At 45.6% G+C, this 14,352-nt stretch carries 10 protein-coding genes, 1 tRNA gene and 1 pseudogene; 4 read left to right on the top strand and 8 right to left on the bottom strand.

Translation table 11 applies throughout. The features are described from left to right. Window positions 1-16 precede the first annotated feature (16 nt). Window positions 17-4,609, bottom strand: coding sequence for a translocation/assembly module TamB domain-containing protein (locus tag AC0IYG_RS10880; RefSeq protein WP_471711106.1), 4,593 nt, complete (start codon window positions 4,607-4,609; stop codon window positions 17-19). Between the two features lie 71 nt (window positions 4,610-4,680). On the opposite strand from AC0IYG_RS10880, the gene tsaD reads away from it, so the two are divergent. Next, window positions 4,681-5,679, top strand: coding sequence for a tRNA (adenosine(37)-N6)-threonylcarbamoyltransferase complex transferase subunit TsaD (gene tsaD / locus AC0IYG_RS10875; RefSeq protein WP_471711105.1), 999 nt, complete (start codon window positions 4,681-4,683; stop codon window positions 5,677-5,679). A gap of 48 nt (window positions 5,680-5,727) precedes the next feature. Continuing rightward, entirely contained in the window at window positions 5,728-6,480 is a 753-nt protein-coding gene (locus AC0IYG_RS10870; protein WP_471711104.1) for an MOSC domain-containing protein, read from the top strand. Between the two features lie 408 nt (window positions 6,481-6,888). Here AC0IYG_RS10870 and AC0IYG_RS10865 read toward each other — a convergent pair whose 3' ends face one another. From AC0IYG_RS10865 to AC0IYG_RS10840, 6 genes and pseudogenes are all read right to left on the bottom strand, one after another. Next, window positions 6,889-7,662 carry a hypothetical protein gene (locus AC0IYG_RS10865; protein ID WP_471711103.1) on the bottom strand — a complete coding sequence of 258 codons (774 nt, stop codon included), beginning with the start codon at window positions 7,660-7,662 and terminating at the stop codon, window positions 6,889-6,891. A 209-nt stretch (window positions 7,663-7,871) separates the two neighbouring features. Then, window positions 7,872-8,684, bottom strand: a complete 813-nt coding sequence (gene lpxA, locus AC0IYG_RS10860) for an acyl-ACP--UDP-N-acetylglucosamine O-acyltransferase (RefSeq protein WP_471711102.1) — start codon at window positions 8,682-8,684, stop codon at window positions 7,872-7,874. Further along, window positions 8,681-10,072 carry a bifunctional UDP-3-O-[3-hydroxymyristoyl] N-acetylglucosamine deacetylase/3-hydroxyacyl-ACP dehydratase gene (locus AC0IYG_RS10855; protein ID WP_471711101.1) on the bottom strand — a complete coding sequence of 464 codons (1,392 nt, stop codon included), beginning with the start codon at window positions 10,070-10,072 and terminating at the stop codon, window positions 8,681-8,683. Before AC0IYG_RS10855 ends, lpxA begins: the two co-directional genes overlap by 4 nt. Before the next feature lie 37 nt (window positions 10,073-10,109). Beyond that, window positions 10,110-11,157: pseudogene (lpxD, locus tag AC0IYG_RS10850) on the bottom strand (UDP-3-O-(3-hydroxymyristoyl)glucosamine N-acyltransferase). 182 nt (window positions 11,158-11,339) lie between these two features. After that, window positions 11,340-11,912 carry a hypothetical protein gene (locus AC0IYG_RS10845; RefSeq protein ID WP_471711357.1) on the bottom strand — a complete coding sequence of 191 codons (573 nt, stop codon included), beginning with the start codon at window positions 11,910-11,912 and terminating at the stop codon, window positions 11,340-11,342. Next, a complete protein-coding gene (locus AC0IYG_RS10840; RefSeq protein ID WP_471711100.1) occupies window positions 11,896-12,474 on the bottom strand; it encodes an HD domain-containing protein in 579 nt (192 codons plus the stop codon). Before AC0IYG_RS10840 ends, AC0IYG_RS10845 begins: the two co-directional genes overlap by 17 nt. Before the next feature lie 174 nt (window positions 12,475-12,648). On the opposite strand from AC0IYG_RS10840, the gene AC0IYG_RS10835 reads away from it, so the two are divergent. Beyond that, window positions 12,649-12,722: transfer RNA gene (locus AC0IYG_RS10835), tRNA-Ile, on the top strand. A 154-nt stretch (window positions 12,723-12,876) separates the two neighbouring features. Then, window positions 12,877-13,761, top strand: coding sequence for a helix-turn-helix domain-containing protein (locus AC0IYG_RS10830; protein WP_471711099.1), 885 nt, complete (start codon window positions 12,877-12,879; stop codon window positions 13,759-13,761). A 301-nt stretch (window positions 13,762-14,062) separates the two neighbouring features. Here the strand turns inward: AC0IYG_RS10830 and AC0IYG_RS10825 are convergent, their stop codons facing one another. Beyond that, window positions 14,063-14,350: a VOC family protein gene (locus tag AC0IYG_RS10825; RefSeq protein ID WP_471711098.1), complete on the bottom strand. Its 288-nt coding sequence runs from the start codon at window positions 14,348-14,350 to the stop codon at window positions 14,063-14,065. Window positions 14,351-14,352 lie beyond the last annotated feature (2 nt).

The following is a 14,352-nucleotide window of genomic DNA, read 5'->3' as shown; positions in this document are numbered from 1 at the left end:
ACGCTTAGCATTCTGACTAGCGCGTCGGGTCTTTTTTGGAGATCATCTTAGTGCCCGTCGTGTCTTGCTTGGCAGAATCTGCGGGAGCAGTTTGCAATTTCACAGCAGGTTTTGGCATCGCCGAAAAACGGTTGAAACTATGCGTAAACTGCATGCTAACGCCGCCAGTCGTGAATGATGTGTTCAGATAAAGTGAATTCTGCACATTGCGGTTATAAGCCTTCACCCGAACGGATCCGCGGCTGTTGAGCCAATATTCAAGCGTCCATTCACCGAGCAAACTTGCGGCATCATATGTGCTGGCCCCGGTTGTGCTTTGGGTCCCATTTGTAAACCGTCCGTCACGCGTTACCCGGAACCTGTCATTCAGGAAGCGGTAGGAAAAGCGCAGCTGCAAATTATTCAATGCATTCTGGTCCAAAGAAAGCCCGGAAACGCCTACTTCCAGATTTTCATTAATTCCCGACGCCCAGCGACTGATTTGATTGGAAACAAGCTCACTAATGCTGCTTCCCAGGAAATTCTGGCTGCCAACAGCTGCCAGACTGGTTTCGGGAAGCAATTGATTCACAAGCAAAAGGCTGCTCACCTGTCTGCTTAATTCCTGCTCATCGGATTTTAATTTATTCTGAAAAGCCTCCAATTGACCGCGATAGCTGCTTAACGAAGGATTATCAAGCACTTTAAGGTCATACTTAATTTGCGGGGACATTAACTGTTCCGAAAGCGCAATGGTCACTTCCACAGGATAGCGTCTCGAAAGCGCATCGCCATTGGAAGTCCCCACGCTTGTATTTGGTAACACGCCAGCCAGCGAAACCATCTGCGTGTAACCCGCTTTAACGTCTAATTGCGCGCCATATGGATCTCCCGACCAGACAATCCGGCTGCCGGGTTTAATGTTAAACTTCTTATTAATGACATTCTGGAGTGTAAAGTTGTAGTCTCCCCGCTCGATTTCATAAGTGCCGGCCATTGTAAAATCGCCTTTTGTATCAATGTTCAGGTTAAGCCGGCCGCTTCCGTTTCCGCGGATAATGTCACCGGTTTGTCTGTCAAAAATAATCTCGCAAGTCGCATCAGGAGTCAGGTTAAAGTTAAAATCCATCTTGATGCCGCCCGCAACCTGACTTCTTGCAGTTGAATCAGATAACCTGGCTGTGCTGTCCACGGCGGGCATTTTACTTACAAACTGGATATAATCCTGCGTGGCCACTTCCGTAGCGCCGTCCAGTGGAATGTGAATCTTCGTGCCTTTATTACTCGTTACGTTTGCCTCAATGTTGAGGTTATCAATCGGGCCAAAAACCGCGACAGGGCCCGTAACATAAGCCGTTCCGTAGAAAGTATCATTGTCCCGCGCCGTGGTGTTGAGAATTTTAAAGTTGCGCAAGTCCGCATTGAAGCCGAGCGAAAAATACTTGAATCCGTCATGAAAAACGCCGCCCCGAAGATTCGCAGTGTTTCCATCGGCATCAGTTATGAGAATGTTATCAGATGTAATCTCACTTTCTGTAAAGTTGATTTTATCACTGAAAGTAAAAACCGACTGCAGATAATCGAATTTCATCTGACCTTTGTCCACTGCAAGCGAGCCTTCGAGAACGGGCGCATTCACCGCGCCTTTGATCAAAACGACCCCTTTTGCTGTGCCGCTAATGTCTGAAACCAGGCCATCGGCAAACGGTTCAAGGGCTTTGAAGTCAAAATTATTAAAAATCGCCCTCAGGTTTAATGTGTTGTTTGCAAGTTTGGGGCGATAAGCTCCGGTGAGGTTGAAAACTCTGCGCGCATTCTTGTTCAGCTGTGCGTCAATTTCCAATTCACTGCTGCCCTGGTCCCAATCGCCTGTTCCGGACAGGTTTCCAAATTCATACTGACCATAACCAAGACTTTCAATGTTAAAATTGGCGTCGAGCATGACGCTGTTATAAATGTCATTCACCTTGGCCGAGCCGTCCATGATTCCGGCCAGCTTAGTGTTCAAAAACGAGTTTAAGCTGGAAAGTTTGAAGTTCTTAATGTCGAGCGTCAATGTCTTTTCCGGATCGGCTGACGCGGTTCCATTAACGAAAATCCGCTGTTTGCCGCTCACCAGACCCAGGTTCGACATGGTAATGTCTTTTCCTACAATCGAAATAAAACTCTCCGAAGGCACTGCCCACTCCTCTTCCAGCAAGTTGAGTTGAGAGTTATTAAAGTGAATGTCCAAACCGGCAGGCAGGAAGCGAATTTCACCGGCCAGATTTGCATTATTGGTGCTGCTAACCTGTCTTAGGGCGCCGTTGAAGTCAATATGGTCGCGATCCCAGGTTCCTTCAATTTCCAACTTTTCAGTCGGTACGAGGACGCTCATTTTCTGGCGATCGGAAGTGACCAGCACAGACGCAAGGACTTCTGCACTGTTTACAAATTTGGAAGTGGTGACATCAACTTCCGCATTCACAAATTCATTAGTCCCATATCGAACCGTGTCCGAAACAGCATTAAAAGATAGGAAAGCAGTGTTGTCCATTTTGAAACTTCCCTCTGCCTTTGCGCCTTTTGAAATATACACGTCAGGACTCAGAAAGGCGAGAAAACGGGACAGATTCCTCGTTTCTACTGCATAATCGATTTCATATTTGCGGTCGGAAGCCTGTGCGGTTTTCTTGGCATAATACTCGGCCCGGTTGGCTTCATTTTCGAAGAAATAGAGTTTATATTCTTCCAATATGCCAGTAATGTCTTTATAAGCAGCAGTTGGGAGGAAATTCCCGTCCATTTTGGCGGTCAAAAATTCACTTTCCAATTTCAAAATCCTCCGATCCTCAATTTGCCGTGACGAGAAAACCAGCGTATCCATAACCAGGTTACGCTCTTTATTAGCCATTAAAAAATAAGTGTTCAGCAACTTGGCATCGCCCGTCAGCGCATCGAAAGTGTTGCCTGACAAGTTGATATTCAGTTGGGTGCGCAATGTAATATCCTCTTTTACAAGGCCCAACTGTTTAAGATTAGCCCGCTCCACGACACCCTGCACTTCAAATGCATTCTGCGCTTTGGACAAATCAAATTCTCCCTCAATCGTCGCCAGCAAATTGCTGTCCCGCGCGCTAACCTGCCCGTTGAAATACTGGTTTTGAATGTTCCCTTTTAACCCGATGTTTTTATAATCGTAATTGCGAAATCCAATGCGGACAACCGTTGCGTTCATGTCTGTGGAAGCGTATTTCAGCTCTGTTCCGCGTCCGTAAACTTTGCCGTCAAAATCGAGTTCCTGGAAAGTTTCCTCGTCATCCAGCAATGTTCCAAGTTTGAATGCAGAAGTCTTAATCTGACCCGAATAAGTCGTTGACTGTTCGTCCGCAATGTGAAAAACGAGATCGCCGGCCACCTCACCCATTTGCGATGAAGCGGACGCATTTACCGCAAAATCTTCCAGCGTTCCTTTAAATGTTCCATCTAATAAGGTCTGGCCAAACTTTTCCAGGGTCGGGTGCATGTCCCATTCCGGATAATATTGGATCAAATCGGATGGCTGCACTTTTGAAAGGGACAATTGAACGTCCATTTTCACACCTTCAATCTTAGGAAGGCCTTCAAAACCAACATTACCGACCAACCTGCTGCCTTTTCCAAAGTGCAAATCCATATTGGAAAGCATAAAATTATCGACCTTCCCATTGAAGTCACCAGAAATTCGCCAGCGCTCATTGAGGTTATCAACATATGTCGAAAAAAGGCCAAGATCACGCGAATCAACATAACTGCCGATCAAATGGCCTTTCATCCGGATCTTATGGTTGAAGTCACCCAGTTCTCCGGACCGGTTGTAATAGAAAATGACCTCGTCTTTGAGATAGGAATTGCCGATATGCGCGTCCAGCTCCTTCAATTCCATCTTTTTTTGACAAAACAGAAAACGAGTATCCAGATCGTGCATGGTTAAGCCCGTCTGTTTATCAACCGTTTCCAGGTTTTTTGCCAAAAATGAAATGGTATCGCCCTGGACGAGGAAATTTTTCAGGTCTCCGCTTAACTTATTTAGCTCAAAATGAGAATAATCGAACACACGGCGGCCTTTTTCGCGGGTTTGCCGCGGGTCGTCATACCGGAAAGTGCCGTCAATTACTTTCGATTTTCCGATGATAAATGGCGTGTTGTTTTCAGGCGCATTGGCAGGTCGCGGGACTTTTGGCGCAGTGAGCTCATTAATGCGTTCAATAAATCCGTCAATGTTCAGCGAACCCGAACTCGGGTTCACAACCAGATGAACATCGGGCTGGAACACGTTAACTTCATCCAGATATATCTCCTTTTTCGAGTTCTCAATAATGTTGTTCAAATCGAGGTTAACATCGATCCGGCCAACATCGATCATATCCTTCTGATTTTTATCCTTCACCGAAATCCCTTCCAATGAAACAACGTCAAACCACTTGATATTAACCTTTTGAATGGTGATGGGATAGCCTAATTTTTCAGAAATGTTGCTTGTGACGCGGCGAACTGCCCAAGTCTGAACCGAAGGAAGTTGAAGCGCAATGGTCATAATTCCGAGCGCCAGCAGCGCGAAGATGATTACTACAATCAGACCATTACCAAACGCCTTCAGGAATTTTAACATATACAGCTTCGCGGGGGGATACCGCTTATCTTATTGTTAATGCTTAATTTTGCGATTACTTTCAAGAAATTATGAATATCCTCGCCATAGAATCGTCTTGCGACGAAACCTCCGCAGCCGTAATCACTAACGGGAAAATCCGCTCCAATGTTGTTGCCACGCAGCTCATTCACACACAATATGGTGGAGTTGTTCCCGAACTGGCTTCGCGAGCTCATCAGCAACATATTCTGCCTGTGGTGGATAACGCATTGAATGATGCAAAAGTAACAAAAAAAGACCTGGATGCCATTGCTTTTACCAAAGGGCCCGGTTTATTAGGTGCCTTACTGGTAGGAACTTCCTTTGCAAAATCCATGGCTTTGGGGCTGAAAATCCCTTTAATTGAAATAAATCACATGCAGGCGCACGTGCTTGCGCATTTCATTGACGATCCCAAGCCAGCGTTCCCGTTTCTCTGTCTTACTGTGAGCGGCGGCCACACGCAAATTGTGAAAGTTACCGCCCCGCTTGAAATGGAAATCATTGGCGAAACGAAAGACGATGCGGTGGGTGAGGCCTTTGACAAAACAGCTAAACTGCTCGATCTTCCATATCCCGGCGGACCGCTGATCGATAAATATGCGGCGCTGGGAAATCCCGAAGCGTTCCCGTTTCCGCTTCCGGAAATGCCGGGCCTTGACTTCTCATTCAGTGGAATCAAGACTTCGTTTATGTATTTCTTGCAAAAACAAGTGCGTCAGAATCCTGATTTCATTGCTGAAAACCTGAATGACATTTGTGCTAGCATTCAATTTACGCTTGTCGATATTCTTCTGAAAAAGCTAAAAAAGGCTTCCCGGGAAACCGGCATTCGTGAAATAGCGATTGCTGGCGGCGTTTCTGCAAACTCAGGATTGCGAAAATCATTGCTCGAACTCGGAGAAAAACTGGGCTGGAAAGTTTACATTCCTTCATTCGAATATTGTACGGACAATGCTGCGATGATTGCCATGGCTGCACATTATAAGTTTAAGGCAAACGATTTCACGGATCAAACTGTCAGTCCGCTGGCGCGAATGGAATTTTAACATTCGTGCACATTGATTTTACTTCGTCACGAAAAAATTGAATTGAATATGCGCCTATCAGAAATATGGATCTATCCTGTTAAATCATTGGGTGGAATTCGGCTCACGGAAGCAAAAGTTGAAGAAAGAGGATTGCAATATGATCGCCGCTGGCTCATCATTGACGAAAACAATGTGTTTATAACGCAAAGGGTTTTTAGTCAAATGGCTTTGATCGATGTAGCGCTGGAATCAGAAGGCTTGCGAATATCTGTGAGAAATGATCCTGAAAACAACGTTCTCGTTCCTTATGCTCCTGTTTCTGCGGAAACACTTTCAGTAACAATCTGGGACGACGTTGTGGATGCGGTGACAGTTTCTAATGAAGCGGATATGTGGCTTTCCGCGCAGCTGGACAAGCAGGTCAGACTCGTTATGATGCCCGAATCAACGGAGCGAAAGGCAGATCCAAAATATGCCAGCAATGGAGAGCACGTAAGTTTTGCGGATGGTTTCCCATTTCTTGTTATTTCCCAAGCTTCTCTCGACGAGCTAAATTCCCGATTGGAAGAGCAGATTTCAATGGTCCGTTTTCGTCCGAATTTTGTGATCGCTGAGACAATGCCTTTCGAGGAAGATCAATGGAAGCGCATTAAGCTTGGCGACATCGATTTTGAAATCGTAAAACCTTGTGGAAGGTGCGTCTTAACAACAGTTGATCCGGCAACCGGTGAAAAAGGCCCAGAACCACTAAAAACGCTGGCATCCTACCGAAGAGTTAATAACAAGGTTTTGTTTGGGCAAAATATGGTCGCCAGGTAATTATGGGGTCATCCGTGTCGGAGACGAATTGAATGTCATTGAATAGACATTAGACCCGGTTTTGGCAATTTACACGTTGTTTCATCCCTCCGGGATTTTAATTATTCACGGTTTAACATGATCTACCAATCTGCATCGCTCTGCGATTATTGTAACGCCACATATAAAGGCGTTTCGTAAGGCACTTTATGTAAGCAGTGTCATTTCAAAAATCACAGAGCGATGCAACCTTATGTAGCAAAAGCAGGTCCCACACTTTCATCAAATCCCAGAGGGATGCAACATTGGTAGAAAAAGCGTTTCCTATGCAATCGCTAAATCCCGGAGGGATGCAACATTGAAAACAAAAGCAGGTGCCCACGCTTCCGTCAAATCCCGGAGGGATGCAATAAGAATCGCAAAGTCTAATTACAGACTGTAAATGCTTCCGTAATAGATCTTCGCATTCTTTAACCGCATAAATGGGCGTGCGTATAGTTTGTTATAACTGCCTTCCGCAATTGGCAAACTGATTGAATGTGTTTTAACGGTGACCGGCAGTGGGTATGTAACAGTTTTATCAGCTAATGTCGGCTGGCTATTTATCGCTCCGTTTGCCGTTGTTCTGTATGAATAGACAACACCATACTCTTGCACTTCAACTGTTCCAACGCCAATAATTTGCAGTTTGGCATCTGCCGGAACATTCTGAGTTTTAGTCACAGTAAATGTGCCGAATTTAGGAATATCAACCGGCGTGAATTCCATTACATCCCCATACACAACATTGCCATTATTCAGTTTCGCATAGGCACGATAATAAAGTGTTTTAAAGTCGTCAAAACCAACTGATTGTTTCAGATTAGCATGCTCGCCAGCCGTTGGTGCGTCATCAAATTTAAGCGCGCTGCTGAATTCATTTCCAAGCGTCGGAACTGCCGCAAATTCCTCGCTATTGGCTGATTTGAATGACAGTAAAACCCCATATTCAGAAATAGGCCTGGTGCCCACTTTTTCAAACGACATTCTGAAATTAAGGTCATTGATAACCTGACCTGGATTTGTGATTTCCAATGTTCTAACGCGCGCGTCCTCGACAATCGGATCGGGATTAGGATCGGGCGTGACGTGATCCTGGCATGAAAAAGCGAAGAGAAAGAGCGCCGAGAGCACGGATGACAATTGAAGTGTGATTCGTTTCATGATTGAAAAATGTTTTGCTATATTTTGTTCAATCACAATATTAAGGCAACCAAAGCAGCCATTGTCACGCCTTAGCCATCCGTTGAATTAACGGTCGCTGTCGGTTATTTTAAGGGGAAATTATGATTTAACGGTAAGGACAAACCGTAAAAAAGCCCGGGATAAATCCCGGGCTTGATGTAATATTTTTGAGCGTGTTTCGGAAGTTTCTACTGCTGAGCTTCGGTCTCCGTTGTGCCATTTGTTTGAAAAGGGCTTTTCATAATCCCTCTTTCTGAATTGCGGATGAAGTTAATAACCACATCGCGCTCGTTGGATGGCGGCAATTCAAGCTCTATCTTTTGCAAAGCCTCGGCATTGTTCAGGCCGCGCATGTAGATGTAGCGGTAAATATTTTGAATTTCGTTGATCTTCTCGTTGCTGTAACCACGTCTTCTCAGTCCTACGGAGTTGATCCCGGCATAGGAAATCGGCTCACGGGCAGCTTTTGTAAATGGCGGCACGTCTTTACGAACCAATGTTGCCCCCGAAACAAATGCATGCGAACCGATTTTAACAAACTGATGCACAGCACTTAATGCGCTTACAATCGCCCAGTCGCCTACATGTACGTGACCGGCCATTTGTACATTGTTCCCGATAATGCAGCTGTTGCCTACCCTGCAATCATGCGCTACGTGCGCATAAGCCATGATCAGACAGTCTGAGCCGACCACCGTTTTCCAATGTTCCTCGGTTCCGCGGCTAATCGTCGCGTACTCGCGGATTGTCGTGTTATCACCGATGATAGTGAATGTATACTCGTTGTTATATTTGAGATCTTGCGGCGTGGAAGCAATTACTGCCCCAGGAAAAATACGGCAGTTTTTACCGATTCTTGCGCCTGAATTAATAACAGCGTGTGATCCTATCCATGTGCCCTCGCCAATTTCTACATCGGAATGTATCATTGCGAATGGTTCAATTTCCACATTCTGAGCGATCTTAGCGTCAGGATGAATATATGCTAATGATTGAGTCATTTTTTCTTTACCAGGCTTGCTATCATGTCCGCTTCACACACCAACTGTCCGGCTACGTATCCCCGGCCACTCATTTTTACGATTCCCCGTTTCATTGGAGACGTAAATTCACATTTAAAAATTACCGTGTCCCCAGGGAAAACATTACGGCGGAAACGACAAGCATCAATTCCGATCAGATACGGCCAGTAATTATCTGGGTCCGGAACGCTGGTCAGAACCAAGATTCCACCCGTCTGCGCCATGGCTTCCAATTGTAAAACGCCGGGCATTACCGGGTTTCCAGGAAAGTGACCAAGGAAAAATTGTTCGTTAATCGTGACATTCTTAACGCCCACAACGCTGTTTTCGTCCAATGCAATGATTTTATCGATCATTTGGAAAGGATAGCGATGTGCGAGCAACTCTCCGATCTGGTTAATGTCAAAAACGGGCGCTTTGTTGGGATCGTATTGTGGAATGTCACCTTTACCCGATTTAATAAGCTTTTTGATTTTCTTGGCTAATGCAACGTTAGCAGCGTGTCCCGGACGAGCGGCCAAAATCTGCGCCTTAATCGGACGGCCTACCAATGCAAGATCCCCGATCAGGTCAAGCAGCTTATGCCGCGCCATTTCGTTTGGATAATGCAGGTCGACATTGTTTAATATGCCTTTTGACTTATTAACGCTCACTTTTGGTTTGCTCAAAAGCTGCGAAAGATGGTCTAATTCTCCGTCCTGAACTTCTCTGTCAACAATAACAATTGCATTGGTAAGGTCGCCGCCTTTAATCAGGTTTTGTCCGTATAACGCTTCAAGTTCGTGTAAGAATACAAAAGTCCGGCATTCTGCGATATCATCTTTGAACAAAGTAATGTCATTCAGAGACGCATGCTGGCTGCTGATAACCGTTGAATTGTAATCAACCATCACCGTAAGCCTGTAATCAGAAAGCGGCAATGCTACAAGTTCCGTATCGGTTTCTTTATTCATATAATGCACATACTCAGGAACTTCGAAATAATTCCTGTATGCATTTTGTTCTTCAATGCCCGCATCGAGCAGCGCGTCTACAAATTTGATGGAGCTTCCGTCCATAATCGGCGGTTCAGGGCCGTCAAGCTGGATAAGCACGTTATCGATTTGTAAACCAACCAGTGCAGCAAGCGTGTGTTCCACAGTATGGATCCTCGCTCCGTTTTGTTCGATGGTTGTTCCGCGGGATAAGTCGACAACATTGTCAACATCTGCGTCTACAATTGGCTGATTGGGTAGATCAATTCGTTGAAATTTGTATCCGTGATTGGCAGGCGCTGGCACAAATGTCATGGTCGCCACTACACCCGTATGTAAACCCACTCCTGTTACGGATACAGACTTGGAAATGGTTTGTTGTTTTTCGTTCATTATGATACTTTCCTTTTCTTCTTAAAGGCGCGTTGTGCTATCGACCTTGAAAATCAGATGTTTCATGCTTGTTTTCAAGATCTTTGAGTCTCTCTTCCATTTCCGGAAGCCTTCTTACGAGGGCCATTGACCGTAAATGTTCGTTCAAATCCCTTGCTGGCGAGCCAGATAAAGAGAGTCCTTCTTTTTTGATTGATTTTCCTAACCCGCTTTGGGCTCCTATTTTGGTTCTGTTGGCAATGGTAATATGTCCAACAATGCCAACCTGCCCTGCAACGATGCATTGCTCTCCAATCGTTGTGGATCCTGAGATGCCCGATTGCGCTGCAATTACGGTATCTTTTTCCAATCTCTACATTATGCGCGATTTGCACAAGGTTATCTATTTTGACACCTTTCCTGATAATCGTAGAACCCATTGTGGCACAGTCAATTGTAGAGTTTGCGCCTATGCTCACTTCATCTTCAAGGATCACATTACCGAGCTGCGGGATGGTTTTATAAGTCCCGTCTGCCTGCGGTGCAAATCCAAAACCATCGCTTCCAATGACCGTATTAGCAAAGACAACACAGTTTTTACCAATAATCGTGTTGTCATAAATCCTTACGCCCGGATGGATCACAGAATTATCACCGATCTCGATGTTGTCTCCGAGATAAGTGTTTGGATAAATTTTTACGCCGTTTCCAAGCACGCAGTTTTTACCAATATAGGAGAAAGCGCCGCGATAGCAATTTTCACCGACCTGACTGTTTTCTCCGATAAAACTGGGTTGTTCAACGCCTGATTTAGCGTTTGCAAGGCGTTTTTGATATTCTTCGAGGAGGATTGTAAATGCGGTGTACGCGTTCTCCACATATATAAGTGTAGCGGCAACTTCTTTTTTCGGAACAAAGTCCTTATTAACTATTACGGCCGAGGATTGTGTAGTGTAAATGTAGGATTCGTATTTGCTGTTGGCCAAAAACGAAATGCACCCCGGACGCCCTTCTTCTATCTTAGCAGCCGAATCAATTGTAATTTTTTCATTTCCAACAATGTTTCCATCAAGCATTTGAGCAATCTCGCTGACAGTAAATTTCATATATTTTCGGCTAATTTCGGGTAACGATTTTCGAGTACTAACTATGGATTTTTAAAAAGGCTATTTCTAATTATGATCCTGACTAACCACGCAAAGATACATTTTTAGCCCAACATACATAGTACTTGCGCACAATCTTAGTCAGTGCCTTTATAGTGGGGATATCGGATGCATCTGCAATATCAGAGCAGCGTTTCATTCTTCATTTTTACGCGAATCGGGTCCAATTCCTTCGCATATGCCCAGTTTGCGGTTTCGCCCTCAATCAGGAAATATTTCATCTGATCAGCCGTAATTCCCAACTCAGTAAGCTGTTTGCGAAAGTCATTGAGGAGCGTTTCATCCGGCGGAGCATCATAGAAAGTGATCTTGAATAAATTCCTGTTTAACAACATGGTGCAAAGGTTCGACAAGACCGGATCGCTGTGTGTTCGCCAGCCCTTCACAGAAGCCCATACGTCGTTATCGTCCAAACCGTTGAATGATTCCAGCAGATCGTTGTGAATATCGAAGTCCTCCAGCGTGAAATTATTATCCAAAAACTTGGCAAAATCAGGCGTAGCAAACAATTGAGTCCCATTTTGCGTCAACTCCCTTGCCCGGTATAGAATCTGCGTCAGCATAGCCTGTGCGCTCAGCAAGGTTTTATGCAAATACACCTGCCAATACATTAACCGTCTCGCGTGCAGGAAATTTTCTATGCTAAGCAATCCTTTTTCTTCAACAACCAACTGGTCATCAACCACATCCAGCATTTTGATCAATCGGTCCGCGCCGATTGCACCTTTCTACAGCACCCGTATAAAAGCTGTCGCGGTTCAGATAATCCATCCGGTCCATATCGAGCTGGCTGGAAACCATTTGATGAAAAAACTTCCTTTTATATGTGCCTTCAAACATTTGAATGGCCATATCAAGCCTGCCCGAAAGCTGCTTGTTCACGGCTTTCATCAACACGAGTGTGATGGATTCATGCGCAACATGTTCGAGTAACACACTTTCTAAAACGTGTGAGAATGGTCCGTGGCCGAGATCGTGCAGCAAAATGGCAGCCTGCGCGGCCTCCGCTTCCTGGTCAGATATTGCGTGTCCTTTTTCCTGTAAAACCTTCAATGCCAGGCTCATTAAATGCATGGCACCCAAGGCGTGATGGAAGCGCGTATGCAATGCACCTGGGTAAACAACATCCGCCAAACCAAGCTGCTTAATGCGTCTCAGGCGTTGGAAATAAGGATGTTCGACCAGATCATATAGTAAATCGGAGGAGATGGAGATGAACCCGTAGACGGGATCGTTTATGATTTTCCTTTTATTCAAAGCTTGATTTTTTGGCAAAAGTAATAAACAAGCAACGGACAAAAGAACTTAATCTTGTCATTATCATTTGGAGATTTGCCGCTATTGACTAATTTTGCGCTTCGTTGCAAGGAATTAAAAGGGTAAGTGCCTTCCAAGCATTTGCCGGTTGTTTAAGCAACGGACATAATTTAAGGGCCTATAGCTCATTCGGTTAGAGCAACTGACTCATAATCAGTAGGTGCCTGGTTCGATTCCAGGTGGGCCCACTTGAAAATCAAGGACTGTAGCTAGAAAAGCCAAGTCCTTTTTCTTTCTCTTGCAATATCTTGTTTGAGAGAAGTGGCATGGTAACTGGACACACTAAACAAGTTTTATATTTTTTTAAACCGAATTAATAGCGGTATCACCTCATTCCACCTCATGCGTGACGCAATTCCCAAGGTTGCCACTCCCGAACTAGCGAAGGGACTTCCGTCTCAGGCGCTGCCTTCGGAGGACTACCACCTGATGGTGAGTCCACCAGGACGAAAATTAACCAATGTCCCTTATCACACGACTTTCTATGCCCTTGGCCTGTGCCGGGCGGGTAGCGTGGAGTTAAAAGTAAACCGGGATTACTACCGCGTAGCTCCCGGCTCACTTATTCTTTTAGGTCCTGAGGTGCTGCGTCAATGGCAGCAGCAGTCGGCTGACTACTACACCGAAGCTCTGTTTTTTACCGAAACCTTTTTCTCTGCGCCTTACACCGATTCGACGCGGCTAAGGCAATTCGCCTTCTTTCATGCCCAAGCCACACACGTACTGCCTTTATCAGCGTCCGAGGCCGCTCAGGTGGGTCAACTGCTCGAACGGGTCCGGCAAACCCTGGCGCAGCCGAGCAAACACCAAGCTGACATTGTCCGCAGCTACGTCGCCATCCTACTGTTCTTAGCCGCCGACAGTTATGAGCAGCGCATGCCGCTTCCAGAAGCTCTGCCCCGCCAAGTTGAGCTGGTGAGCCGTTTCCAGCAACTCCTAGCACAGCCTGACTCGCAGTGTCACCGAGTAACCGATTATGCTAGTTTGCTTTGTGTTACCAGTAAATATTTAAGCGAGACCTTGAAAGAAGCCACAGGCAAAACGGCAGGGGAATGGATTGACATCCAGTTGCTACGTGAAGCCCGCCACCTGCTCTGGCAGACTGATCGCAGTATTACACAGGTCGCCGAAGAATTGGGCTTCAGCGATACGTCAGCTTTTGGCAAATTCTTTCGGCGTCAAATGGGGCAGACCCCGCTTGCTTATAAACAGCAAAGGCCCCTATAAACTATATAGCAAGCACCCTCTAATTTAAATCGGGTCAATTGGCGAATATAGCCTTAGACTAGACTCAGCGCCTGGCTGATACAACTCGATAAGCATGTCTTCATTGTCTCTAATGAAAGTATAGCGGTCCCCGCTCCCATCAGGTACGACGTTGAGTGTGAATGCTTGCTCAACTCCCTTGGCTTTTAAATCCATAAGAATGCCGTCAAGGTCATTCACAAAAATTGCGAAGTGATTGATTCCTCCATAGCTTAGGTTTGATTCTGCTTCTTTCCGCCCGTCCTCCATCGGCCTGGCGTTCTCAATCTGAAAGAACTCGAAGCCTGAGATCGCCACGTCCGATAAAGGCCACGCTTGCTCCTGGAAAGCCAAAGTCCGTCAACCGCTTAAAGCCAAGATGCTTCTCATACCAGTTAATCGTAGCTTCCAGATTACGCACGGTGATGCCAACATGGTGGAAATAGGTTAGGCGGTCTGACATTGAATGCTCCTTAGCGGTTTTTTCTTCAGAGCGACTAGGTAAGAAAGCTTCCAGGATCCGACTTGGATTAAAATATTCGCGATAATGGGCAATTTGCTCGCCGCGCATAG

Source organism: Dyadobacter sp. AC419, from assembly GCF_979253085.1.
This window is presented reverse-complemented; position numbering and strand designations above follow the sequence as displayed.